Annotated in this window: 19 protein-coding genes; 16 read left to right on the top strand and 3 right to left on the bottom strand. The window is 45.8% G+C overall.

What is annotated here, in order from left to right; translation table 11 throughout:
* Positions 1-164: 164 nt before the first annotated feature.
* The 7 genes from rluF (at position 165) to ETP43_RS10895 (ending at position 8816) form a co-directional block, all read left to right on the top strand.
* Positions 165-926, top strand: coding sequence for a 23S rRNA pseudouridine(2604) synthase RluF (rluF, locus tag ETP43_RS10925; protein WP_330546515.1), 762 nt, complete (start codon positions 165-167; stop codon positions 924-926).
* Positions 923-2902: an NAD-dependent DNA ligase LigA gene (gene ligA, locus ETP43_RS10920; RefSeq protein WP_243114257.1), complete on the top strand. Its 1980-nt coding sequence runs from the start codon at positions 923-925 to the stop codon at positions 2900-2902. Before rluF ends, ligA begins: the two co-directional genes overlap by 4 nt.
* A gap of 108 nt (positions 2903-3010) precedes the next feature.
* On the top strand, positions 3011-4603 hold the full coding sequence (gene cls, locus ETP43_RS10915) for a cardiolipin synthase (protein WP_022399783.1): 1593 nt from the start codon (positions 3011-3013) through the stop codon (positions 4601-4603).
* A 25-nt stretch (positions 4604-4628) separates the two neighbouring features.
* On the top strand, positions 4629-5549 hold the full coding sequence (metA, locus tag ETP43_RS10910) for a homoserine O-acetyltransferase MetA (protein WP_129258070.1): 921 nt from the start codon (positions 4629-4631) through the stop codon (positions 5547-5549).
* Between the two features lie 209 nt (positions 5550-5758).
* Positions 5759-6070 (top strand): hypothetical protein, encoded by a 312-nt coding sequence (locus ETP43_RS10905; RefSeq protein ID WP_022399784.1) that lies wholly within the window; start codon positions 5759-5761, stop codon positions 6068-6070.
* Between the two features lie 133 nt (positions 6071-6203).
* On the top strand, positions 6204-7835 hold the full coding sequence (locus ETP43_RS10900; protein WP_129258068.1) for an ABC-F family ATP-binding cassette domain-containing protein: 1632 nt from the start codon (positions 6204-6206) through the stop codon (positions 7833-7835).
* Positions 7836-7991: 156 nt separating this feature from the next.
* Complete coding sequence (locus tag ETP43_RS10895; RefSeq protein ID WP_129258066.1) at positions 7992-8816, top strand: cytochrome c biogenesis CcdA family protein; 825 nt, start codon at positions 7992-7994, stop codon at positions 8814-8816.
* Positions 8817-8989: 173 nt separating this feature from the next.
* Here the strand turns inward: ETP43_RS10895 and ETP43_RS10890 are convergent, their stop codons facing one another.
* The 3 genes from ETP43_RS10890 to ETP43_RS10880 all read right to left on the bottom strand — a co-directional run bounded on the left by ETP43_RS10890 (position 8990) and on the right by ETP43_RS10880 (position 11611).
* Positions 8990-9637 carry a CatA-like O-acetyltransferase gene (locus tag ETP43_RS10890; RefSeq protein ID WP_129258064.1) on the bottom strand — a complete coding sequence of 216 codons (648 nt, stop codon included), beginning with the start codon at positions 9635-9637 and terminating at the stop codon, positions 8990-8992.
* A 181-nt stretch (positions 9638-9818) separates the two neighbouring features.
* On the bottom strand, positions 9819-10544 hold the full coding sequence (nagB, locus tag ETP43_RS10885) for a glucosamine-6-phosphate deaminase (protein ID WP_022399788.1): 726 nt from the start codon (positions 10542-10544) through the stop codon (positions 9819-9821).
* A 155-nt stretch (positions 10545-10699) separates the two neighbouring features.
* A complete protein-coding gene (locus tag ETP43_RS10880) occupies positions 10700-11611 on the bottom strand; it encodes an AraC family transcriptional regulator (protein ID WP_129258062.1) in 912 nt (303 codons plus the stop codon).
* 212 nt (positions 11612-11823) lie between these two features.
* Between ETP43_RS10880 and ETP43_RS10875 the strand changes: the two genes are divergently transcribed.
* The 9 genes from ETP43_RS10875 (at position 11824) to ETP43_RS10835 (ending at position 25364) form a co-directional block, all read left to right on the top strand.
* On the top strand, positions 11824-12750 hold the full coding sequence (locus ETP43_RS10875; RefSeq protein ID WP_022399790.1) for a nucleotidyltransferase family protein: 927 nt from the start codon (positions 11824-11826) through the stop codon (positions 12748-12750).
* A gap of 4 nt (positions 12751-12754) precedes the next feature.
* Entirely contained in the window at positions 12755-13864 is a 1110-nt protein-coding gene (locus ETP43_RS10870; RefSeq protein WP_129258060.1) for a phosphotransferase enzyme family protein, read from the top strand.
* A gap of 183 nt (positions 13865-14047) precedes the next feature.
* On the top strand, positions 14048-17578 hold the full coding sequence (gene nifJ / locus ETP43_RS10865; protein WP_129258058.1) for a pyruvate:ferredoxin (flavodoxin) oxidoreductase: 3531 nt from the start codon (positions 14048-14050) through the stop codon (positions 17576-17578).
* 189 nt (positions 17579-17767) lie between these two features.
* Positions 17768-18586, top strand: a complete 819-nt coding sequence (locus ETP43_RS10860; RefSeq protein WP_022399793.1) for an SseB family protein — start codon at positions 17768-17770, stop codon at positions 18584-18586.
* Between the two features lie 24 nt (positions 18587-18610).
* The gene (locus ETP43_RS10855; RefSeq protein ID WP_129258056.1) at positions 18611-21532 is read left to right on the top strand and encodes an insulinase family protein; all 2922 of its coding nucleotides are present in this window, start codon (positions 18611-18613) and stop codon (positions 21530-21532) included.
* Positions 21533-21542: 10 nt separating this feature from the next.
* Complete coding sequence (gene era / locus ETP43_RS10850; RefSeq protein ID WP_129258054.1) at positions 21543-22448, top strand: GTPase Era; 906 nt, start codon at positions 21543-21545, stop codon at positions 22446-22448.
* Between the two features lie 5 nt (positions 22449-22453).
* Positions 22454-23200, top strand: a complete 747-nt coding sequence (gene recO, locus ETP43_RS10845) for a DNA repair protein RecO (protein ID WP_129258053.1) — start codon at positions 22454-22456, stop codon at positions 23198-23200.
* Positions 23201-23291: 91 nt separating this feature from the next.
* Positions 23292-23915, top strand: coding sequence for a hypothetical protein (locus ETP43_RS10840; RefSeq protein WP_129258052.1), 624 nt, complete (start codon positions 23292-23294; stop codon positions 23913-23915).
* 54 nt (positions 23916-23969) lie between these two features.
* Positions 23970-25364, top strand: a complete 1395-nt coding sequence (locus ETP43_RS10835; protein WP_022399798.1) for a glycine--tRNA ligase — start codon at positions 23970-23972, stop codon at positions 25362-25364.
* Positions 25365-25451: the final 87 nt, after the last annotated feature.

The raw sequence follows: 25451 nt of genomic DNA, 5'->3' as shown, positions 1-25451 counted from the left end.
GAAGAGATTCTGAAAACGTTAAAGTAACAGCCCTTTGTTTTACGCGGGCAACGAGTCAAAGTCCGTGCTTGCACGGGACCTTGACGACTGCCGCGATAGCGAGTAAAATTCGCGAAGCGTATTTTATCTCGTTTACGCGGGCAACGAGTCATATGGAGAAAAAGATGGAAAGTATTCGGTTAAATAAATATCTGAGTGATGCCGGTGTATGCTCGAGGAGAGAGGCAGACCGCTGGATCGAACAGGGCTACGTGACGGTGAACGGAGAAGCAGCCAGCATGGGAATGAAGATCGCACCGGACAGTGAGGTGCGGGTGCATGGAAAACCGGTAAAAAAAGAAGAAGAGAAAGTACTTCTGGCGATGAACAAACCGGCAGGGATTGTCTGCACCGCAGAAAAAAAAGAAAAAAACAATATTGTGGATTATATGAAATATCCGAAACGAATCTATCCGGTAGGGCGTCTGGACAAAGATTCCACCGGATTACTGCTTCTGACCAATGACGGCGAACTCGTCAATAAGATCATGCGGGCGGGAAACTATCACGAAAAAGAGTATCTGGTATCGGTCAATAAACCGGTCACAGAAGCATTCTGCCAGCAGATGAGCCGTGGCGTGGCGATTCTGGACACGGTGACGCGCCCCTGTAAAGTGGAAAAAACAGGAGAGAAAAGCTTCCGGATCGTTCTGACACAGGGACTGAACCGCCAGATCCGCCGGATGTGTGAGGCACTCGGATACCGGGTACTGACTTTGCAGAGAGTCCGGATCATGAATATACAGCTTGGAAACCTGAAAGAGGGAACCTGGCGCAGCGTAGAAGGCGAAGAGAGAAGAAAGCTGGACGCGCTGCTATCCGGTTCCACCTCTCTGTCCGTGAAAGAGAGAAAAGAAAAACAGAGAAAAACAAGAGGTGGCGTATGAAAGCAGAAGAAAAGCAAAAAGCAATTCAGCGAATGAAAGAACTCTCCGGCATCCTAAAAGAAGCATCCCGTGCCTATTATGCGGAAGACCGGGAGATCATAAGCAATCTGGAATATGATGCGTTATACGATGAACTGGTAAAACTGGAAGAGGAAACACAGATGGTTCTTGCCGGAAGTGCCACGACGACTGTAGGATACGAGGCTGTGGATGAACTTCCGAAAGAAGCACACGAAAGTCCGATGCTTTCTCTGGATAAAACGAAAGACAGGGAAGTACTGCGTGGATTTATCGGGGAGCATAAAACACTGCTTTCCTGGAAAATGGACGGACTGACGGTTGTTTTCACTTACAATCAGGGCAGTCTGCAAAAAGCGGTAACCCGTGGAAACGGTGTGGTCGGTGAAGTCATTACTAACAATGCCCGTGTGTTTGATAACGTTCCGTTAAAGATCCCATACCAGGGGGAACTGACGCTTCGCGGAGAAGCGATCATCACATACTCCGAGTTTGAAAAAATCAACAGCGAGATCGAGGATGTGGATGCAAGATATAAGAATCCGAGAAATCTGTGCAGCGGATCGGTCCGTCAGTTAAACAATGAGATCACAGCAAAGCGTCATGTGTGTTTTTATGCATTTTCCCTGGTGAAGGCAGAGGGCGTGAATTTTGCCAATTCCAGACAGCAGCAGATGGAATGGCTGAAAGATCAGGGATTTGAGGTCGTGGAATACCGGGTGGTGACGAGCGATACACTGGATGAGGCGATGGAGTATTTTGCCACACAGATCGAACATAACGATTTCCCGTCGGATGGACTGGTGGCACTGTATGATGATATTGCTTACGGTGATTCCCTTGGAAGAACTGCAAAATTCCCGCGGAATGCATTTGCGTTCAAATGGGCGGATGAGATGGCAGAGACAACACTTGAGGAGATCGAGTGGAGTCCGTCAAGAACCGGTCTGATCAATCCGGTGGCGATCTTTACGCCGGTGGAACTGGAAGGTTCTACGGTGAGCCGGGCGAGTGTGCACAATATCAGTATCATGCGGAAACTGGAGCTTGGTATCGGTGACCGGATCAAAGTATACAAAGCGAATATGATCATTCCGCAGATCGGTGAGAACCTGACAAAGAGCGGCGTGAAAGATATCCCCGAAATCTGTCCGGCATGCGGTGGGAAAACGGTGATCGAGAAGGTCAACGATGTGGAATCTCTGTATTGCCGCAACCCGGAATGTCCGGCGAAGGCAATCAAAGGATTTACCTTGTTTGTCAGCCGTGATGCGATGAATATCGACGGATTATCCGAGGCAACACTGGAAAAATTCATCGCCAGAGGATTTATCCGGGATTTCGGTGATATTTTCGAGATCGACAGATACAAAGACGAGATCATCCAGATGGAAGGATTTGGCGAAAAATCCTATGAAAATCTGATCGAGAGCCTGAACCGGGCGAAAAAGACAGAACTTCCGAGAGTTCTGTATGCACTGGGAATCCCGAGTATCGGAGTTGCCAATGCAAAGATGATCTGTAAAGAACTGGGCTATGATATGGAAAAGATCCGTCATGTATCGGAAGAAGAACTGGCGGCGATCGACGGGATCGGTCCGGTGATCGCGAAAAGTTTTGTGGATTACTTTAAAAAAGAAGGAAGACAGGAGAAACTGGATCACCTGCTGTCCCATCTGGAACTCGGGGAAGCACCGAAGCAGAAGGAGGAACAGATCTTTCACGGTATGAACTTTGTGATTACCGGAAGTGTAGAGCATTTTTCCAATCGAAAAGAAGTGAAAGAGGAGATTGAAAAGAGAGGTGGAAAAGTGACCGGCAGTGTGACTTCGAAGACAAACTATCTGATCAATAATGACACCCAGTCTTCTTCTTCTAAAAATAAGAAAGCGAAAGAACTGGGCATTCCGATCATTTCAGAAGAGACATTTATCCAGATGATGGAAAAAGGCGTGTGACTTCGCCACATTGACTTTCCGCGTGAGATTGAGTAGAATGGACAGTAACGGCGCAGAAAAAAAGAGACAAAAGATAACGTGATGAAATAGAAAGAATTAGGTGCAGGAATGGGAAAAATTCAGGAGATTCGGGAATCGGAAACTGGAAAGAAAATCGTAAAAAAAGGAAAAAGCGGTATCGGCCGGATTCTGTTTGGCCGTACCGGAGTTATCCTGCTGTTACTGCTTTTGCAGCTGGGGATCCTGTTTATGGTATTCAGCAGACTGCAGCAGCATGTAATCTATGTTTACTGGCTGTTTGCCTTACTCTCGGCGCTGACTGCGATCCTTATCATCAACCGTCCCGGCAATCCGGCGTTTAAACTGGCGTGGATGGTGCCAATCACGATTTTTCCGGTGTTTGGTATGCTGCTGTATCTGTTTGTGGAGTTTCAGGCAGGGGAAAGGTTACTGAATCGACGGCTGCAGGATGTGGAACAGCAGATGCGAAAATATGTCCTGCAGGATCCGGATGTGTTTGAAGAACTGGAACAGACCGATAAGCGTACCTCCAATTTATCCAGATATGTGATGGAAAAGGGTGGATTTCCTACCTATAAGAATTACCACACGGCGTATTATCCATGGGGAAAAGATAAGTTTGAAGCGTTGATCGAGGAGCTGAACAAAGCGGAAAAGTTTATTTTCATGGAATACTTCATCGTTGCGGAAGGAAAGATGTGGAACACGGTACTGGAGATCCTGAAAAAGAAGGTACAGGAGGGCGTGGAAGTCCGGTTTATGTATGACGGTACCTGCAGTATTTCTCTGCTGCCGTATAATTATCCGAAAAAACTGGAAGAATACGGAATCAAATGTAAGATCTTTAACCCGATCAAACCGGCGTTATCCACCGTCCAGAACAACCGCGATCACAGAAAGATCGTAGTCATCGACGGAAAGACCGCATTTACCGGCGGTGTCAATCTGGCGGACGAGTATATCGGAGAACTGGAGCGGTTCGGAACCTGGAAAGATACCGCAATCATGATCCAGGGAGAGGCGGTAAGAAACTTCACGCTGATGTTCCTGGAAATCTGGAATGTGGATGAACCGCAGGAAAATTATGAGCGATATCTGGATGCCTCCCACTGCTACGGCATGATGGAGGGAGACGGTTATGTGATCCCGTACGGCGACAGTCCGCTTGACCATGAAAATGTAGGCGAACTTGTCTATCTGGACATTCTGAACAGTGCGAAAGATTATGTGCATATTATGACACCGTATCTGATCCTGGATCATGAGATGATCACGGCACTCACCTATGCGGCAAAACGCGGGGTGGATGTGAAGATCATCATGCCGGGAATCCCGGATAAAGCCTATGCATTTGCACTGGCAAAGACCTATTACCCGGAACTTCTGCGTGCGGGAGTGAAGATTTATCAGTACAAACCGGGATTTGTCCATGCAAAATCCTTTACTTCGGATGACTGTAAAGGTGTGGTGGGAACCATCAATCTGGATTACCGGAGCCTGTATCTTCATTTTGAATGTGCAGTGTATCTGTATCAGGTGCCGCAGATCACAGAGGTGGAGGCGGATTTCCAGGAGACGCTGAAAGACTGCAGAGAGATCACCATGGAAGACTGGAGAAACGAAAAATTCATTACGAAACTGACGGGAAGAGTTCTTCGACTGATTGCCCCGTTGATGTAAATACAAAGACAGGAGATGTATAACAATGCCGATTAAGATACAAAGTGATTTACCGGTAAAAGAGATTCTGGAACAGGAAAATATATTTGTGATGGACGATACCCGTGCGATGCACCAGGATATCCGTCCGATCCAGATCGTGATTCTGAATCTGATGCCGTTAAAAGAGGAGACCGAACTGCAGCTGCTTCGTTCTTTGTCCAACACACCACTGCAGATCGATGTGACTTTTATGGCGGTGGCAAGCCATGAAGCAAAAAATACTTCCAGAAGCCACCTGAATAAATTTTATGTAAGTTTTGATCAGGTGAAAGATCAGAAGTTTGACGGCATGATCATTACCGGAGCACCGGTGGAACAGATGGAATTTGAAGAAGTGGACTACTGGGATGAACTGACCGAGATCATGGAGTGGAGCAAAACCCATGTGACTTCCACGATTCATCTCTGCTGGGGCGCGCAGGCAGGACTGTATTACCATTATGGTCTGAAAAAACGCCAGCTGCCGAAGAAAATGTTTGGTCTGTTCTGGCATGAAGTGCAGAACCGGAAGATTCCGCTGGTCCGTGGATTTGACGATCTGTTCCTGGCACCACATTCCCGCCATACCGAGGTTTTCACAGAGGATATCCATAACTGCAAGGATCTGACCGTACTGGCAGAGTCCAAAGAGGCTGGCGTGTTCCTGTGTATGGCAATGGGCGGTCGTCAGATCTTTGTGATGGGACATCCGGAGTATGACCGCGTGACGCTGGACGGAGAGTACAAGAGAGACAAGAGCAAGGGACTGGAAATTGAGATCCCTGCCAATTATTACCCGGAAAATGACCCGGATCTTCGCCCGAGACTTTTATGGAGAGCACACGCAAACAACCTGTATACGAATTGGTTGAACTATTATGTATATCAGTGCACACCATATGATCTCGAGGGAACGCCGTTCTAAAAAGAAAAACCTGTCGAACAGTGTCAGAAAAGCAGGAACGAATCTTTCGGTTTTCAGGGAAAGTCCATTGATAAAAAAATGTCTGTCATCTATAATAAAAGCATGAAACACAGGGAACAGTTGTAAAGCAGAACAGACTGTGTGGATATTACAGAAAAAAAGCAAATTATGTACAGAAGTCATGAACTTGTACAGGAAAGGATGCGGATGTGAGATACGAAAGTGAAGAAAAGAAAAATCTGATTTTCGAGCTGATGAATGGAAGTCTGGTTGTGGATGAAGTGAATGATCCGGCAAAAGACCAGGTACAGGATGAATTTTCCAAAGGGTCTTACTGCAGTGAACTTTACGAAGAAGTGTATCGGGCAAAAGTGTCATTATGCGATCGTCTTGGTGTGCAGGAGGACAATGACATTGAGACGATCATGTCCAATCTGACCTTGATTGGAAGACATCTTTCGATGAAGATGTTTGATTACGGAATGGATGAAGCGCAAAAAGAGGCGAAAACACACATTTGATGAAATTTCCTCTTGCAAATCTGGAAATTTCCTGTAAAATAGTATAGGATTATATGGAAAGCCGGTGGTCTGCAAAGATCTCCGGCTTCGTATATGAGCAACCAGAAACTTTCATAGAGGAAAGGAAACAAACATGATTGCAGCAAATAATGTAACATTGCGAATTGGAAAAAAAGCTTTATTTGAAGATGTAAATATTAAATTCACAGAAGGAAACTGCTACGGACTGATCGGTGCCAACGGTGCCGGAAAATCTACATTTCTGAAGATCCTGTCCGGACAGTTAGAGACTACCAACGGTGACATCACGATCACACCGGGACAGAGGCTTTCTTTCTTACAGCAGGATCATTTCAAATACGATGCGTATCAGGTACTCGATACCGTTATCATGGGAAATGCCCGTCTGTATGAGATCATGAAAGAAAAAGAAAGGATCTATGCAAAAGAAGATTTTACCGAGGAAGACGGTATCCGTGCCAGCGAACTGGAAGCGGAATTTGCAGAGATGGATGGCTGGAATGCAGAGTCCGATGCAGAGCAGCTGTTAAATGGTCTGGGAATCCCGACCGAACTGCATTATGCACAGATGGCAGACCTGAACGGTTCTGAAAAGGTGAAAGTCCTGCTTGCACAGGCACTGTTCGGTAATCCGGACATCCTGCTTCTCGACGAGCCGACCAACCACCTGGATCTGGATGCGATCGCATGGCTCGAAGAGTTCCTGATCAATTTTGAAAATACCGTAATCGTGGTATCCCACGACCGTTATTTCCTGAATAAAGTATGTACCCATACCGCAGATATCGACTATGGTAAGATCCAGCTGTATGCCGGTAACTACGACTTCTGGTTTGAGTCCAGTCAGCTGCTGGTAAAACAGATGAAGGAAGCAAACAAGAAGAAAGAAGAAAAGATCAAAGAACTGCAGGAGTTTATCTCCCGGTTCAGTGCGAACGCTTCCAAGTCCAAACAGGCAACTTCACGTAAGAAAGCCCTGGAAAAGATTCAGCTGGATGAGATCCGTCCATCCAGCAGAAAATACCCGTACATCGACTTCCGTCCGAACCGTGAGATCGGTAACGAAGTCCTGATGGTGGAAAATCTTTCCAAGACGATCGACGGTGTGAAGATTCTGGATAATATCTCTTTCACACTGGGAAGAGAAGACAAAGTTGCTTTCGTCGGTGGTAATGAGCAGGCAAAAACCGTTCTGTTCAAGATTCTGATGGGTGAAATGGAACCGGATTCCGGTAATTACAAATGGGGTGTGACAACTTCCCAGGCGTACTTCCCGAAGGACAACACCAAAGATTTTGACAATGATCTGACCATCGCAGACTGGCTGACCCAGTATTCCGAGATCAAGGATGCCACCTATGTCCGTGGTTTCCTGGGAAGAATGTTGTTTGCCGGTGAGGACGGTGTGAAGAAGGTGAAAGTACTTTCCGGAGGTGAAAAAGTACGGTGCCTGTTATCCAAGATGATGATTTCCGGAGCGAACATCCTGATTCTGGATGAGCCGACGAACCACCTGGATATGGAATCCATCACCGCACTGAACAACGGTCTGATCAAATTCCCGGGTGTTCTGTTATTCGCATCCCACGACCATCAGTTTGTACAGACAACAGCAAACCGTATCATGGAGATCATGCCGAATGGTTCTATGATCGATAAGATCACAACCTACGATGAATATCTGGCAAGTGATGAGATGGCAAGAAAACGTCAGGTATATCTGATGCAGGAAGAAGATAACTAAATAAAGAAGTAAGAGCGTTTTATTTATTGGAAAACAGCTTTATGAGACAAGGAGCACTGCCCGTGTAAGCGGACAGGCTCCTTGTCTGCATTTTCGGGAAAATGAAGAACCGTTCATATGTTCAAACATAAAACGTAAAGAAAAGAGGAGTAAATTATGACACAGTGGTTAAATACGTTAGCAAATTTGATTCAGCAGTATATCTGGCTGGCGCCGGTTCTGGCACTGGTGGGAGGTCTGGTGACTTCTTTCACACCGTGTTCGTTATCGAGTGTGCCGATGGTGATCGCTTATATCGGCGGGTCTGCGAAGAATGACACGAAAAAGGCGTTTCGTCTGTCTCTGACGATGGCGGGCGGTCTTGCATTGACATTTCTGGTTTTTGGTTCCCTGGCGTCTGTGCTGGGACATTATCTGCATGAGTTCGGTGCCTGGTGGTACGGGATTCTTGGTGTGGTTATGGTGCTGATGGCGTTACAGATCTGGGGTGTGATAAAGATTTTACCGAACCATCCACATGATCACGGAACCGGAGAGAGTCATGAGGAACACGGTTGCGAATGTCATGATCATCACCATCATCACGAGAAGGAGCATCATCATCCGGTGGACTGCCAGGAGGGAGATGGTCATTGTCACTGTGGTCCGAAGGTGACGAAGAAAGGGTATCTTGGTGCACTGCTGGCTGGCATGGTGAGTGGAGCGGTGGCTTCGCATTGTTCTACGCCAGTGATGATCGCGCTGCTGGCAATGGCGGCTCAGGCTGGGAAGACGGCATGGGGGATTTTCCTGATGGTGATGTTTGCGATTGGACACAGTGTTTTGCTGGTTACGGCAGGGACGAGTTACAGTGTGGTGGAACGGTGGATGTATGATCCAAAGTATGAGAGGATTAGTAAGGTTTTGCGGATTGTGATGGGAGTTTTGATTTTGTTGATTGGGGTGGCTATGATTTATCTGGCTTTGGTGCATGAAGGGTAAATTCGTCGTTTGACGGACGAAAATCCACGCATTATGCAACGGGTCGGGCAAGCGTGGGCTTTCTGGTAGTCGGCAGCGCTTAGAAAAGCTGGTAAAAGGACTGTACAGTATTGGGTTTGTACAGTCCTTTTTGTGTAGGCTTTATTATAGAAGATTATAAAAAAGCGGATTTTTTAGAATTCCCTGCAGCAGTCTTCCAGCAGATGGAAGAATTGTTCTGCATGGTAGCCGTCGTTTACGGCGTGGTGGAATTCGGTGGTGATTGGGATTTTTACCCTGCCGTCGACTTCGTGGTATTTTCCGATCATGATGAAGGGAACGTAGCTGACGGTAGGAGTATTGTAGTGGGTGAAGGAATCTGGTTTGGAGTAGCTCAGGGCTGTGTAGCTGGTGTTTGGCATGATGGATATATGCACATTATTCAGACCGTCTTCTTTTGGGTAGTACAAGGTATCGCCGGCTTCTGCGAGGGCTTTGTCTTCCAGGAATTGTTTGTGGAAGGCGGCAAAGTCTTCGTTGTAATCGGTCCACTGGTGGGTGAAGAGGTGGTTGGAGTTTGTGCGAAGCAGGGTGTAGTGTGGATTGACCTGACCGAAGTAGCCGACATGACCGTTGATTTTGGCGTAGCGGTAGTCCTGGTGTTCATTTACGGTTTTTGCGATGCAATAGCACATGGAAGGATAGAATTTCCAGTGGCTTTCATGGATTTTTTCGAGAAATTCGGTGATATCCAGTTCTACGGTCATGCAGTACATGTATCCGTGAAAGGCGTCGTAGATTTCTTTGCGGTCCCAGTTTTCGTAGTCGATTGGAATAAACATAGAAGTAATACCTCCTAGAGTATATTAATAAAATGATTTGAAAAAAGGAACAGCATGGGAACTGTTCCTTTTTTATATATGATGTACTCTCGGAGTCTTTCTGCACTTGCCTTTGCGACTGACAAAAAATCATCTCACAAAATCAAGCACAGAAAGATTCCGAGAGTACATTACGTTAAGATTACAGGCAGGAAGCTGCCTCTTCATCCAGGACAACGGTTACATCCGGGTGAAGCTGAAGGATGGAAGCCGGTACCTGAGGACGAACCGGTCCGAACAGGGCTTCTTTTACGATGGCTGCTTTGTCTTTACCGCTGGCGATCAGCAGGATTCGTTTTGCACGCATGATTGTACCGATGCCCATGGTGTAAGCCTGGGTCGGAACGTCTTCCGGTTTGTCAAAGAAACGGGCATTTGCCTGGATGGTGCTCTCGGTCAGATCTACGCAGTGCGTGAATTTCGGGAAGTCTTCGGCTGGCTCGTTGAAGCCGATGTGTCCGTTATGACCAAGACCAAGAAGCTGCAGATCGGTTCCGCCACAGCTTTTTACGATGGCTTCGAAGTCGTCGCATGCTTTCTGTGCATCCGGTTCGGTGCCATCCGGGATATGAGTGTGTGCCGGATCGATATTTACGTGAGAAAACAGGTTATCATTCATAAAATAATAATAACTCTGGTCGTTGTCATGTGTCAGTCCACGGTATTCATCCAGATTGACGGTAGTAACCTCAGAAAAATCAAGGTCCCCTTTTTTATACCAGTCTACCAGTGTTTTATAAGTACCTACCGGTGAAGAACCGGTGGCCAGACCCAGAACACAGTCCGGTTTGGTGATGATCTGTGCGGAAATAATGTTCGCAGCTTTTCGGCTCATGTCGTTATAATCTTTTGTTACAATGATTCTCATAAAAACCCTCCTTAGAGATCTTTCATATTAAAGACAGCTGTTTCGAAAAGTAACAGCTGCGTCTAAAAATACGTTATCCCATTTACAGCAAAAAAGCAAGGGAAAAGAAAAAACAGAAAGTAGTTACGGTTCACAGTATCCGGACGCTGGTGAAATCAATGCAGTACATTTGCGGAATCATCCTCTGCCAGTGCCTTGATAGAGATTGCGTATTCCGACGGAGACATTCCGGTAAAGGTCTTGAACTGCCGGGAAAAGTAATGGATGGAGGTATAACCGAGGGCATCCGAGATCTCCGTAAAGTTTGCCTGTTCCTGCCGGATCATCTGTTTTGCTTCCTCGATTTTCAGATACGAAAAGTAGTGGATCACCCCGCAGTGCTGTTCTTTCTGAAAGAGCTTTTGCAGCTGAGATTTTCCCACAAGATTCGCCTGGCAGATCTGATCGAGGGTCAGCTGGCTGTGCAGATGATCTTTCATATACAGAAGGATCCGCTGGTAGAGGATGGTATCGTTTTCTTTCCGGGTGGATTTTTCGGAAGGATCCGGTTGTTCTTTCTGTTTGAGGCGGCGAAGCATCGACAGGAGAAGCAGTTCCAGATAAAGCTGGATCATCTGTTCCGAGGCAAAGGGTGCACTGACGCACCGTTCCATTTTCTGGGTAAAGGGGTTATCGAGCGGCGTTGCGATGCAGTGGCGGGCCTCGCGGATGATCTGAGCGAGAAACGTTTTTTCCGTCTCGCTGATGGTGGTGATGAGGTTGCGGAACTGTTCCATGCAGGGGGAATCGCAGGAAAAGGAAATCACGACAAGATTGGGAGCAATCTTTCCGTTTGCTTCTACATTATGAAATTCGTTCGGTTCATGAAAGATGATCTGCCCCTGCTGCAGGGTCAGTTTTTCCTCTCCGGCGGTCACCGTCACCTCGCCCTTGTCCACGCAAAGAAATTCCCAGAAATCATGGGACTCCCCGTGAAAATGATAGGTGTTGGTATATTCAAAATAATGGATGGTGATAATCTGTGTAATGTGCAGTTCTTCGGTCAGAGGGAACGGCTGGTAAGCCATGGATCAAGCACTCCTTTCACTGGAAAAATGTCAAATATGCATTTTATGATAACAGTATAAAAGAAAAAAACAAGAAAAGCAAGTTTTGTGCAAATAAAAGCGAATTTTGTGCAAATCAAAAAAGAAAAAAACATGGTAATCTAAAGACAACAAAAAATAACTGAAGGAACAGACAGTTAAATAGCAAAATAAAAGAAAAGGGGTAGATAATTATGAAAAAACCGGTATTGGTAATTATGGCAGCAGGTATGGGAAGCCGTTACGGCGGATTAAAACAGATCGACCCGGTCGATCCGGAAGGTCACATCATTATGGACTTCTCCCTGTATGATGCAAAAAAAGCAGGATTTGAAGAGGTTATCTTCATTATTAAAAAAGAAAACGAAAAAGACTTTAAAGAGACCATCGGAGACAGAATCAGCAAGATCATGAAAGTTTCCTATGTATTCCAGGATCTGAACAATCTTCCGGAAGGTTATAGTGTACCGGAAGGCAGAGTAAAACCATGGGGAACCGGCCACGCAGTATTAAGCTGCCTGGGAACACTGGATGCACCGTTTGCCGTTATCAACGCAGACGATTATTATGGAAGCCATGCATTCCAGATGATTTATGATTTCCTGACCACACATGAGGATGATGAAAAATATCATTATCTGATGGTTGGATACGTTCTGGAAAATACACTGACCGAGAACGGACATGTAGCCCGTGGCGTGTGCGAGACCGATGCAGACGGTTACCTGATGGGTATCCAGGAACGTACCCATATCGAGAAGAGACCGGACGGTACAACCGCATATACCGAAGATGACGGCGCAACCTGGACCGTGATTCCGGAAGGCAGCACCGTTTCCATGAACATGTGGGGATTCAGTGCAAGCCTGTTAAAAGAACTGAAAGACCGTTTCCCGGCATTCCTGGATGAAGCAATGAAAACCAACCCGTTAAAAGGCGAATACTTCCTTCCGTCCGTTGTAAGCGAACTGCTTGCAGAAGACAAAGCCGATGTAAAAGTCCTGAAATCTCTGGACAAATGGTACGGTGTAACATATAAAGAAGATAAACCGGTCGTTGTAAATGCCATCTGTAAACTGAAAGCAGAAGGAAAATATCCGGAAAAACTGTGGGAGGAATAAGATCGTGGAGCAGATAACAAAAGAAGAACTTCTGGATGTGATCGGAAAGTTCGAACTGGGAGATAATACCGAAGTAGTCAGTGTGGAACCTTACGGAAGCGGACATATCAACGATACCTTCCGTCTGGAAGTAAAAGAAGACGGACAGGAAAAACTGTATATCCTGCAGAGAATGAACAAAGATATTTTCAAAAATCAGAAGGAACTGATGGAAAATATCCTGCAGGTTACCAGCTTCCTGACAGACAAGATCAAAGCACAGGGCGGCGATCCGAACCGTGAGACACTGCAGGTCATTCCTACAAAAGAAGGAAAATCCTATCTGATAGAGGCGAACGGTGACGGATGGAGAGTTTACCCGTTTATCACAGATTCCCTGAGTTTTGATAAAGCCGATACACCGGAAGCAATGAAAAAGAGTGGTTACGCTTTCGGTAATTTCCAGTATCTGTTATCCGATTTCCCGGCAGAAAAACTGCATGAGACGATTCCGGATTTCCATAACACGGTTGACCGTTATGCAAAATTCGAACAGGCAGTACAGGAAGATGTGATGGGAAGAGCCAAAAAAGTGGAAGCAGAGATCAATTTCATTAGAGAAAGAGAAAAAGACTGCCACTACTTCGGAGATCTGCTGGCAGCAGGAGAAATCCCGCTGCGGGTTACCCATAACGATACCAAATTAAATAACGTACTGTTTGACAAAGCAAGCGGCAATGCCATCTGCGTCATCGACCTTGATACCGTAATGCCTGGATTTGCAGCATATGATTTCGGTGATGCGATTCGTTTTGGGGCAAGCACAGCAGCAGAGGATGAAAAAGATCTGAATAAAGTATCCTGTGATATGACTCTTTTCGAAGCATATTTCGACGGCTTCATGGAAGGATGCCGTGGCAGCCTGACGCCAAAAGAAGTGGAAGCGCTTCCGATGGGTGCGAAAATCATGACGTTTGAGTGCGGCATGCGTTTCCTGACGGATTATCTGCAGGGAGATACCTATTTTAAAATCCATTATCCGGAACAGAATCTGGACCGTACCAGAACCCAGTTAAAACTGGTAAAAGATATGGAAGAAAAATGGGAAACCATGGCACAGATCGTAAGAAAATAAACGATTTTATACATTTTGCCGAATAAAAAGGGAACGAAAAATCATGAAATGTTTTTTTATAAGAACATTTCATGATTTTTTTGTAAAAAATGGACAGGCTCAACAAAGAGTGCTATAATGGGAATAAGGTTGAAATTATGTAAAAGCAACTTTATTTTTAATTCAAATAAGGAGGAATTTGAAATGGCAAGAAAAATGAAAACCATGGATGGTAATCATGCTGCAGCTCATGCATCCTACGCATTTTCCGATGTAGCAGCCATTTACCCGATTACCCCTTCATCTGTTATGGCGGAAGCTACTGATGAGTGGGCAACACAGGGAAGAAAAAACATGTTTGGACAGGAAGTTCAGGTTACAGAGATGCAGTCTGAGGCTGGTGCAGCCGGTGCAGTTCACGGTTCTCTGGCAGCAGGTGCTCTGACAACAACCTATACTGCTTCTCAGGGTCTTCTGCTGATGATCCCGAATCTGTACAAAATCGCCGGTGAGCAGTTACCAGGTGTATTCAACGTATCTGCACGTGCTCTGGCAAGCCACGCATTATCAATCTTTGGTGATCATTCCGACGTTTACGCCTGTCGTCAGACCGGTGTTGCAATGTTGTGTGAATCTTCCGTACAGGAAGTTATGGACCTGACTCCGGTTGCTCATCTGGCAGCAATCAAAGGAAAAGTTCCATTCATCAACTTCTTCGATGGATTCCGTACATCTCACGAGATCCAGAAAATCGAAACATGGGATTATGAAGATCTGAAAGATATGGCAGATATGGACGCAATCGATGCATTCCGTAAACATGCACTGAATCCAAATCATCCATGTCAGAGAGGTTCCGCTCAGAACCCGGATATCTTCTTCCAGGCAAGAGAAGCATGTAACCCGTACTACGATGCTCTGCCGGCTATCGTACAGGAATACATGGACAAAGTAAACGAAAAGATCGGAACAGATTACAAACTGTTCAACTACTATGGTTCCGCTGACGCAGAACACGTTATTATCGCTATGGGATCTGTAAATGATACCATCGAAGAGACCATCGATTATCTGCAGGCAGCAGGACAGAAAGTCGGTGTTGTAAAAGTTCGTCTGTACAGACCATTCTGTGCACAGGCTCTGGTTGATGCTATCCCGGATACTGTAAAACAGATCTCCGTTCTGGACAGAACAAAAGAGCCAGGATCTCTGGGCGAGCCTCTGTACCTGGATGTTGTTGCAGCACTGAAAGGAACAAAATTCAATGATACACCAATCTTTACCGGACGTTACGGATTAGGTTCCAAAGATACTACTCCGGCACAGATCGTAGCTGTATATGAGAATAAAACAAAACAGAAATTCACAATCGGTATCGTAGATGATGTTACAAACCTGTCTCTGGAAACAGGTGCTCCGCTGGTTACTACACCGGAAGGAACCATCAACTGTAAGTTCTGGGGTCTGGGAGCAGACGGTACTGTAGGTGCAAACAAGAACTCCATCAAGATCATTGGTGACAATACCGATATGTACGCTCAGGCTTACTTCGATTATGACTCCAAAAAATCAGGTGGTGTAACAATGTCTCACCTGCGTTTTGGTAAAAAACCGATCAAGTCTACATACCTGATCCATAAAGCAAACTTCGTTGCCTGTCACAACCCGTCCTATGTAAGAAAATACAACATGGTACAGGAACTGGTAGACGGTGGTACATTCTTGCTGAACTGCCCATGGGATATGGAAGGTCTGGAAAAACATCTGCCGGGACAGGTAAAAGCATTTATCGCTAACCACAACATCAAATTCTACATCATTGATGGTGTTAAGATCGGTATCGAAACAGGTATGGGACCAACCCGTATCAACACAATTCTGCAGTCTGCATTCTTCAAACTGGCTGACATCATTCCGGAAGCTCAGGCTATCGAACTGATGAAAGCAGCAGCAAAGGCTACTTACGGACGTAAGGGCGATGACGTAGTTGCTAAGAACTGGGCAGCTATCGACGAAGGTGCAAAACAGGTTGTAGAAGTAGAAGTTCCGGAAAGCTGGAAAGATGCAGCTGACGAAGGACTGACCATGACTCATGCAACAAGCGGAAGACAGGATGCTGTTGATTTCGTAAACAACATTCAGGCAAAAGTATCCGCTCAGGAAGGAAACAGCCTGCCGGTATCTGCATTCACAGAATATGTAGACGGTAGCACTCCATCTGGAACATCTGCATATGAGAAACGTGGTATCGCAGTAAACGTACCTGTATGGACTCCGGAAAACTGTATCCAGTGTAACCGCTGTGCATACGTCTGCCCGCATGCAGCAATCCGTCCGGTTGCCATGACAGAAGCTGAGGCTGCTGAAGCACCAGTTGCTCTGGACATGACCGGTATGAAAGAATACAAATTTGCTATCGCAGTATCCGCTCTGGACTGTACCGGATGTGGTTCCTGTGCAAACGTTTGCCCAGGCAAGAAAGGTGCAAAAGCACTGGCTATGGAAAACATGGAAGCAAATGTGGAATCTCAGAAATTCTTCGATTATGCAGTAACTCTGCCGGAGAAAGAAGATGTAATCGCAAAATTCAAAGAAAATACAGTAAAAGGATCTCAGTTCAAACAGCCTCTGCTGGAGTTCTCAGGAGCATGTGCTGGTTGTGGAGAGACACCTTACGCAAAACTGATCACACAGCTGTTTGGTGACAGAATGTACATCGCTAACGCAACAGGATGTTCTTCTATCTGGGGTAACTCCTCACCATCCACACCATATACTGTAAATGCAAAAGGACAGGGTCCTGCATGGTCCAACTCTCTGTTCGAAGATAACGCAGAGTTCGGTTATGGTATGCTGTTAGCTCAGAAAGCAATCCGTGACGGTCTGAAAACAAAAGTAGAAGCAGTTATGGAAAGCGAAAAAGCTTCTGATGAAGTAAAAGCAGCTTGTAAAGAATGGATCGATACCTTCAGCGTAGGCGCTACCAACGGTGCTGCAACAGACAAACTGGTTGCTGCTCTGGAAGGATGCGAATGCGATACCTGCAAAGACATCGTTAAGAACAAAGACTTCCTGGCTAAGAAATCCCAGTGGATCTTCGGTGGTGACGGATGGGCTTACGATATCGGTTTCGGTGGTGTAGACCACGTACTGGCAAGCGGTAAAGACATCAACATCATGGTATTCGATACAGAAGTTTACTCCAACACAGGTGGACAGTCTTCCAAATCTACACCTACAGGTGCAATCGCTCAGTTCGCAGCTGGTGGTAAAGAGACCAAGAAGAAAGATATGGCATCTATCGCTATGTCCTATGGCTATGTATATGTAGCACAGATTTCCATGGGTGCAGACTTCAACCAGACTGTAAAAGCAATCGCAGAAGCAGAAGCATATCCGGGACCATCCCTGATCATCGCTTACGCTCCATGTATCAACCATGGTATCAAGAAAGGTATGAGCAAAGCTCAGACTGAGGAAGAACTGGCAGTTAAATGTGGATACTGGCATAACTTCCGCTTCAACCCGGCTGCAGAGAACAAGTTCACACTGGATTCCAAAGCACCGGCTTCTGAAGATTACCAGGCATTCCTGGACGGCGAAGTTCGTTACAACTCTCTGAAACGTTCTAACCCGGAAAAAGCAGCTAGACTGTTTGCTAAGAACGAAAACGAAGCAAAAGAAAGATATGCATATCTGAACAAACTGATCACTCTGTACGGAAAAGAAGAGTAATTCTTGAATTAAGATTCTTCCGTGAGGATAAATCAAAACAACGAAAGGGCTGTCGCGCAAGCGGCAGTCCTTTTTTGCTGCATGTAAAACGCGTTTCCCTCGTTGTTCTTGGGACGGTTTTATGCTATACTTATCTGTAAGCGACGTGAATAGAGACAGTCGAAGGAAGACGAAAGGATAGATAAAGAAATGACAGTAGATCAGGTATTTATTATTAAGAAATTACAGAATCTGGATGAGATGCTGGTAGCGTATTCCGCAGTGACACGGATGCCGTTTGCCACCTGCGATGAAGAGAGCTTTAACGATCAGGTATGGATTTTTACCGATCAGGATAAAATGAAAGCATTTGCAGAAAAATATAAAGAAGAAAAGAAACTGATTCTTCCGGTGAAGGTGCAGAAAAAGGATGCATCAATGTTTTATATGAATCTGTTTTCCATGGGAATCAACGAAGTGGTATTCTGCGATGGAGACCAGGAAAATAAGATCGAACTGACACAGATCGTCCGGATGCCGGATGTGGATGCTCTTCCGGAGAACCGCAAACCGATCCTGAACCCACAGTTACTGCTGTCCGCAGTATACTTTTTACAGGAGTTAAGAAAGCCGGGGGTGGAACCGGACAGAGTGGCACTGAAAGATCTGGAAGAAGAAATGTCAGCCAACCTGACAAGATCTACCTATCTGATGCCGGTAGATGTGGCAAAAGATGAAAACGGAAAAGAAAATGTACGTCTGATGTTTGTCCAGAATAAAAAAGGTGAACGTTTTCAGCCAATCTTTTCCGATACCGGCGAACTGGTAAAACATTACCGCGGAAAAGAAGTACAGAACCGTCTGATCCAGGTACCGTTTGGTCAGCTGCCGCGTTATATGCTCCAGGATGTGGAAGGCTATGTGCTGAATCCGGAAGGAATCAACCTGATTTTGAAAAAGAAGCAGATCGAATTACTGAACAATTATTATAACGGAAAGAAAGAGACACAGAAACCGGAAGAAAAATAAGGTTTTGTGAGATGGGAGGCAGGAATGCAGATTACAGATTGCAGTGCTTATGAAGTTTTACAGAAAGAAAGAATCGAAGACGTCCATGCCGACGGATATCTGCTGCGCCATAAAAAGAGCGGCGCAAGAGTGATGCTGCTGGCAAATGACGACGAAAATAAAGTATTTAATATTATTTTCCGGACACCGCCTGCAGACAGCACCGGTGTCGCACATATCCTGGAACACAGTGTGCTGTGCGGATCCCGTCAGTTCCCGTTGAAAGATCCTTTTGTGGAACTGGTCAAGGGTTCCCTGAATACCTTTTTAAATGCGATGACTTACCCGGATAAGACGATGTATCCGGTGGCAAGCTGCAACGATCAGGATTTTAAAAACCTGATGCACGTCTATATGGACGCGGTATTTTATCCGAATATTTATGAAAAAGAAGAGATTTTCCGTCAGGAAGGCTGGCATTATCAGCTGGATCAGGTGGAAGATCCGTTAAAATACAACGGTGTTGTATACAACGAGATGAAGGGAGCATTTTCATCCTCCGAAGAAGTGCTGGAACGTGAGATTTTCAACGTGCTGTTTCCGGATACCCCGTATGGTGTAGAGTCCGGTGGAGATCCGAAATGCATCCCGGATCTGACTTATGAAAACTTTCTGGCATTCCATGGCAAATACTATCATCCGTCCAACAGCTATATTTTCCTGTATGGAAATATGGATATGGCAGAGCGTCTGGAGTGGATGGACAGAGAATATCTGAGCAAATTCGATCAGATTACCGTAGATTCTCGGATCGCAAAACAGAAACCATTTGAGAAACCGGTAGAACATAAGATATTTTATCCGATAGGAGAGAACGATTCTGAAGAAGAAAATACGTATCTGACATACAGTATGGTGGTTGGAGACGGACTGAATGTGAAACGATGCACCGCTTTTGAGGTCCTTGATTATGTCCTGCTTTCCGCACCGGGTGCACCGCTTCGTCAGGCACTCTTAGATGCCGGAATCGGCAAAGATGTGGACGGTGGCTACAACGATGGGATTTATCAGCCGTTCTTTACAGTAGAAGTGAAGAGCGCCGAGGAAAAAGACAAAGAAAAATTCCTGCAGGTGATCCGCGAGACACTGGAAAAGCTGGTAAAAGACGGCATCGATCAGAAAGCGATCGCAGCAGGTATCAACTATCTGGAATTCCGTTTCCGGGAATCTGATTACGGTTCCTATCCGCGTGGACTGATGTACAGCATCGATGTGTGCGAAAGCTGGCTGTATGATGACAACAAACCGTTCGTTCATCTGGAAAAACTGCAGGCATTTGATGAGTTAAAGAAAGAAGCCGGTGAAGGATTTTTTGAACAACTGATTCAGGAGACTATGCTGGATAACCCGCACAGTGCAGTGGTACTCGGCATCCCGAAAAAAGGACTGACCACACAGGAAGAGAAGCAGACAGAAGAAAAATTAGCTGCTTACAAAGCATCGTTATCCAAGGAACAGCTGGAAGAACTGGTGGAAAAGACCAGAAAACTGAAAGAATTTCAGGACAGCGAGGACAGTGCCGAGGCAAAAGAAAAGATCCCGATGCTGAAACGCGGGGATATCGGAAAAGAAGCACTGAAAATCTACAATATACCGCATCATGTAACCGGAAATACCGTACTGCATCACAATCTGGATACAAACGGCATTACCTATCTGACACTGTTATTTGATACGAAACAGGTGCCGGACGAACTGATTTCCTATATGGGAATTTTAAAATCCGTTCTTGGATATGTGGATACCGCTCACTTTACTTATGGAGAACTTTTCCATGAGATCAACGCACAGAGTGGCGGCATCAACTGTGGATTACAGGTATTCCAGGGCAAGGAACAGAAGGATGACTGCCTGCGGATGTTCGGTGTGAAGACAAAATATCTGGTGGAAAAAGAAGAATTTGTATTCTCGATGATCCGTGAGATCCTGTTTACTTCAAAACTGGACGATGACAAGCGTCTGTATGAGATCCTTTCTCAGCAGAAAGCACGCCTGCAGTCTTCCCTGGCAGCGGCAGGGCATTCCACGGCAGTGATGCGTGCAGCGTCCTACTACTCACCGATATCCAATTTCCAGGATCGAATCGCGGGAATCGGATATTTCCGTCTGATCGAAGATCTGGAAAAACATTTTGAAGAGAAAAAAGAGACATTAAAAGAGAATCTGAAGAAACTGATGCTTCTGATCTTCCGCCCGGAAAATCTTTTTGTCAGTGTGACCACCGACGAAAAAGGTTATCTGGGTGTGGAGGGAAGAGTTTCTACTCTGCGTCATCTCCTGTACCAGACACCGGTACAGACCGGAAAGATCCATTATGATCTGGAACAGAAAAACGAAGGCTTCTCTACCGCCGGTCAGGTACAGTATGTGGCGGTCAGCGGTAACTACAAAGAAGCCGGCTATGCATATACCGGAGCACTGCGGATTCTGAAAGTGATCTTAAGCTATGATTATCTGTGGATGAATATCCGTGTCAAAGGCGGTGCTTACGGTTGCATGAGCAGTTTTAAGAGGTCCGGAGACAGCTTCCTGGTATCTTACCGTGATCCGCATCTGAAAAATACACTGGAAGTATTTGAAAAAACACCGGAGTATCTGCGTGCATTTACTGCGGACGAGAGAGAAATGACCAAATACATCATCGGTACGATCAGTGATCTGGATGTGCCGCTGAATCCATATGCAAAAGGAGAACTGTCCCTTGGCGCATGGTTTGCAGGCGTTACGGAAGAAGAACTGCAGGAGGAGAGAAATCAGATTTTGACTGCTCAGCCGGAAGATATCCAGGCACTCGGTGATCTGGTAGAATCAGTGCTCAAACAGAAGAATATCTGTGTTGTGGGAAGTGAATCCGCACTGGAAAAGAACCGTGAGATCTTAAAACAGATCGAACCTCTTGTAAAATAAAGGAGAATCTATGAAGGAAAATTTTAAATCCGGATTTGTGGCGATCATCGGAAGACCGAATGTGGGAAAATCCACGCTGATGAACCATCTGATTGGACAGAAGATCGCTATTACATCCAAAAAACCACAGACGACCAGAAATAAGATCCAGACCGTGTATACCTGTGAAGATGGACAGATCATCTTCTTGGATACACCGGGTATCCACAAAGCGAAAAATAAACTGGGCGAATATATGGTAAATGTGGCAGAGCAGACACTGAAAGATGTGGATGTGATCCTGTGGCTGGTAGAACCGACCACGTATATCGGTGCCGGTGAAAAACACATTGCCGAGCAGTTACAAAAGACCAGTCTGCCGGTTATTCTGGTAATCAACAAAGTGGATACGGTAAAAAAAGAAGAGATTTTACAGGTAATCGACAATTACCGGAAACTGTATGATTTTGCAGAGATCATCCCGGCATCTGCTCTGCGCGGACAGAACACGAAAGACATCGTGGACAGCCTGTTTCAATACATGCCGTACGGTCCGATGTTTTATGATGAAGATACCGTGACCGATCAGCCGCAGCGACAGATCGTAGCGGAGATCATTCGTGAAAAAGCGCTGCATGCGTTAGACGAGGAGATTCCGCACGGTATCGCCGTGACCATTGAAAAGATGCGGGAGAGAAAAGGGCAGCGTATCGTGGATATCGAGGCAACGATCGTTTGCGAGAGAGATTCTCATAAAGGTATCATTATCGGAAAACAGGGATCGATGTTAAAGAAGATCGGAAGCAATGCCCGATTTGAGATCGAAAAGATGCTGGAAGAAAAAGTCAATCTGAAGATCTGGGTAAAAGTCAAAAAAGACTGGAGAGACAGTGATACCCTGATGAAAAACTTCGGATATAACAAGAAAGAGATCTGATCTGTATGAGTGAACCCATTACCGTCACCGGCATGGTGTTAGCCGCCACGCCGGTCGGGGATTATGACAAACGTATGGTGATCCTGACCCGGGAGCGGGGGAAGATCACCGCGTTTGCAAGAGGTGCCAGAAAAAGTACCAGTCCGTATCTTGCCATAGCAAATCCGTTTGTGTTCGGAAGTTTTCAGCTTTTTGAAGGGCGAACGGCTTACACACTGTCCCAGGCAAATATCCGGGAGTATTTTACGGAACTTGCGGCAAAGCAGCCGGGCGTGTACTATGGTTTCTATTTTCTGGAGATTGCTGACTATTACGGAAGAGAGGGCAACCGGGAGACGGATATGCTGAATCTCCTGTACATCACGATGAAAGCGCTGATCCGGGGGCAGATTTCCAACCGGCTCATCCGCGCGATCTTCGAGATGCGGGCGATGATGATCAACGGAGAATATCCGCGCCTTTTCGAGTGCGGGATCTGCGGGAAGACGGAAAATCTCACCGTACTTTCGCTGGAAGCGTCCGGCTGTATCTGTGAGGGCTGTCGCAAACAGGTAAAAGACGGAATACCGGTTTCCACATCAGCCTTGTATACACTGCAATATATGGTGGCGACACCGCTGGAGAAAATCTATTCTTTTACCCTGAAACCGGAGGTGGAACGGGAAGTGACCCGCTGGGTAAAACGCTACATAGACCGTTATACCGACAAACGGTTTAAAAGTCTGGAGATCTTGGAAATGATGGATTCCTGAAAAAACCTTGAAAATTAACCACTCAGACGGTATAATAGGTCTGACTATCCGGGAGCGGAAGAGTCAGAGGAGTAATCCGGAGGAAAGAATCATGAAAAAACAGAAGCTTGGACTGGCACTGGCAGCAGTACTGTTACTGTCCGGTTGTGGCGGAATAGAAAAGATGACAGAGACTACCGTGACGGTGGATGACAAGGGAACGGTAGAAGAACTGTTACTGGAGGATTTTTCCGACGAAACTTACAATGAAGAAGAGCTGACCGCTCAGATCAACGAACTGGTGGAAGCCTATAACAAAGAAGCCGGAAGTGAGGCGGTATCGGTAAAAAGCATGCAGGTAAAAGATAAGCAGGCGAAAGTACAGCTGGAATATCAGTCTGTGGCAGATTACCGGGGATTTAATCAGGTGGATTTTTTTGCCGGATCGGTAAAAGAGGCACAGAAAGAAGGATATGCTTTTGCTTCAGACTTTACGGATGCCAAAGGAAAAGATGCATCCACTGCGAAAATACCGGACGGATGCGAAAACCAGCAGGTGATCATTATCCGGGAACCCATGCAGGTGCTGGTGCCGGGAACGATTCTGTATGTCAGCAAAAATATGGAAGTGATCAATGAAAGTCAGGCAAGACTTTCAGCCGATGAGGGTACCGACAGTGAAAGTCAGGTGACCACGCAGGCGTATGGCTATGTGATATACGCGAGCGATAAATAATACGTTAATACCAGACATATATTTATGTCTCAGGGAATATAAAGGAGATTAATTATGGAAAAAACAATGGAAAAAATCGTTGCACTTGCCAAATCCAGAGGATTCGTATATCCGGGTTCCGAAATCTACGGCGGCCTGGCAAATACCTGGGATTATGGTAATCTTGGTGTGGAACTGAAAAACAATGTAAAAAGAGCATGGTGGAAAAAGTTCATCCAGGAAAATCCTTACAACGTAGGTGTGGACTGTGCAATCTTGATGAATCCGCAGACATGGGTAGCTTCCGGTCATTTGGGTGGATTCTCTGATCCGTTGATGGACTGTAAAGAATGTCACGAACGTTTCCGTGCAGATAAGATCATTGAAGATTTCTGTGCAGAAAAAGGAATCGCTCTGGAAGAGAGCGTAGACGCATGGAGCCAGGAAAAGATGACTGCTTTCATCGAAGAGCATCAGGTACCATGTCCGACCTGTGGAAAACATAACTTTACCGATATCCGTCAGTTCAACCTGATGTTCAAGACATTCCAGGGTGTTACTGAGGATGCAAAAAATACCGTATATCTGAGACCGGAAACCGCACAGGGTATCTTTGTAAACTTCAAAAATGTACAGAGAACTTCCAGAAAGAAACTGCCTTTCGGTATCGGACAGATCGGTAAATCTTTCCGTAACGAGATCACACCTGGTAACTTTACATTCCGTACCAGAGAGTTCGAACAGATGGAACTGGAGTTCTTCTGCAAACCGGACACTGACCTGGAATGGTTCAACTACTGGAAATCTTTCTGCCTGAACTGGCTGCATGAACTGGGACTGAAGGACGAAGAAGTTCGTTACCGTGACCATGAAAAAGAAGAACTGAGCTTCTACAGCAAAGCAACAACAGACGTGGAATTCCTGTTCCCGTTCGGATGGGGCGAACTGTGGGGTATCGCAGACCGTACGGATTATGACCTGACACAGCATCAGAACGTATCCGGACAGGATCTGACTTATTTTGATGATGAAGAAGGAAGAAAATATATTCCGTATGTTATCGAGCCGTCTCTGGGTGCAGACCGTATGGTACTGGCATTCCTGTGCAGTGCATACGACGAAGAAGTTCTGGACGCTGAGAAAAATGATGTACGTACCGTACTGCATTTCCATCCGGCACTGGCACCGGTAAAAGTTGGTGTTCTGCCGCTGTCCAAGAAGCTGAATGAGGGCGCTGAAAAAGTATATGCAATGCTGGCAAAAGAATGGAACTGTGAGTTTGATGACAGAGGAAATATCGGTAAGAGATACCGTCGTCAGGATGAGATCGGTACTCCGTTCTGTGTAACGTATGACTTCGATTCTGAAACAGATGGAGCGGTAACAGTCAGAGATCGTGACACTATGGAGCAGGAAAGAGTGAAGATCGAAGATCTGAGAGCTTATCTTGCCAAGAAGATGGAGTTTTAAAGTCAAAGAAGATTGATTTTGGAAAAAGAAAGAAAAAAATAGAGTTGTGATAAAAAAGAGGGAGTAAGACAATACAGTGGAAAGTTT

This window comes from Blautia faecicola (assembly GCF_004123145.1).
GTDB lineage: Bacteria > Bacillota > Clostridia > Lachnospirales > Lachnospiraceae > Oliverpabstia > Oliverpabstia faecicola.
The sequence above is the reverse complement of the archived record's forward strand: the minus strand, read 5'-3'. Positions and strand labels throughout refer to the sequence as shown.

Excerpts from the sequence above, each read along its gene's own strand:
- rluF (WP_330546515.1), top strand. The coding sequence starts at position 165 with ATGGAAAGTATTCGGTTAAATAAATATCTGAGTGATGCCGGTGTATGC.
- ligA (WP_243114257.1), top strand. The coding sequence starts at position 923 with ATGAAAGCAGAAGAAAAGCAAAAAGCAATTCAGCGAATGAAAGAACTC.
- cls (WP_022399783.1), top strand. The coding sequence starts at position 3,011 with ATGGGAAAAATTCAGGAGATTCGGGAATCGGAAACTGGAAAGAAAATC.
- metA (WP_129258070.1), top strand. The coding sequence starts at position 4,629 with ATGCCGATTAAGATACAAAGTGATTTACCGGTAAAAGAGATTCTGGAA.
- ETP43_RS10900 (WP_129258068.1), top strand. The coding sequence starts at position 6,204 with ATGATTGCAGCAAATAATGTAACATTGCGAATTGGAAAAAAAGCTTTA.
- ETP43_RS10895 (WP_129258066.1), top strand. The coding sequence starts at position 7,992 with ATGACACAGTGGTTAAATACGTTAGCAAATTTGATTCAGCAGTATATC.
- ETP43_RS10890 (WP_129258064.1), bottom strand. The coding sequence starts at position 9,637 with ATGTTTATTCCAATCGACTACGAAAACTGGGACCGCAAAGAAATCTAC.
- nagB (WP_022399788.1), bottom strand. The coding sequence starts at position 10,544 with ATGAGAATCATTGTAACAAAAGATTATAACGACATGAGCCGAAAAGCT.
- ETP43_RS10880 (WP_129258062.1), bottom strand. The coding sequence starts at position 11,611 with ATGGCTTACCAGCCGTTCCCTCTGACCGAAGAACTGCACATTACACAG.
- ETP43_RS10875 (WP_022399790.1), top strand. The coding sequence starts at position 11,824 with ATGAAAAAACCGGTATTGGTAATTATGGCAGCAGGTATGGGAAGCCGT.
- nifJ (WP_129258058.1), top strand. The coding sequence starts at position 14,048 with ATGGCAAGAAAAATGAAAACCATGGATGGTAATCATGCTGCAGCTCAT.
- ETP43_RS10860 (WP_022399793.1), top strand. The coding sequence starts at position 17,768 with ATGACAGTAGATCAGGTATTTATTATTAAGAAATTACAGAATCTGGAT.
- ETP43_RS10855 (WP_129258056.1), top strand. The coding sequence starts at position 18,611 with ATGCAGATTACAGATTGCAGTGCTTATGAAGTTTTACAGAAAGAAAGA.
- era (WP_129258054.1), top strand. The coding sequence starts at position 21,543 with ATGAAGGAAAATTTTAAATCCGGATTTGTGGCGATCATCGGAAGACCG.
- recO (WP_129258053.1), top strand. The coding sequence starts at position 22,454 with ATGAGTGAACCCATTACCGTCACCGGCATGGTGTTAGCCGCCACGCCG.
- ETP43_RS10840 (WP_129258052.1), top strand. The coding sequence starts at position 23,292 with ATGAAAAAACAGAAGCTTGGACTGGCACTGGCAGCAGTACTGTTACTG.
- ETP43_RS10835 (WP_022399798.1), top strand. The coding sequence starts at position 23,970 with ATGGAAAAAACAATGGAAAAAATCGTTGCACTTGCCAAATCCAGAGGA.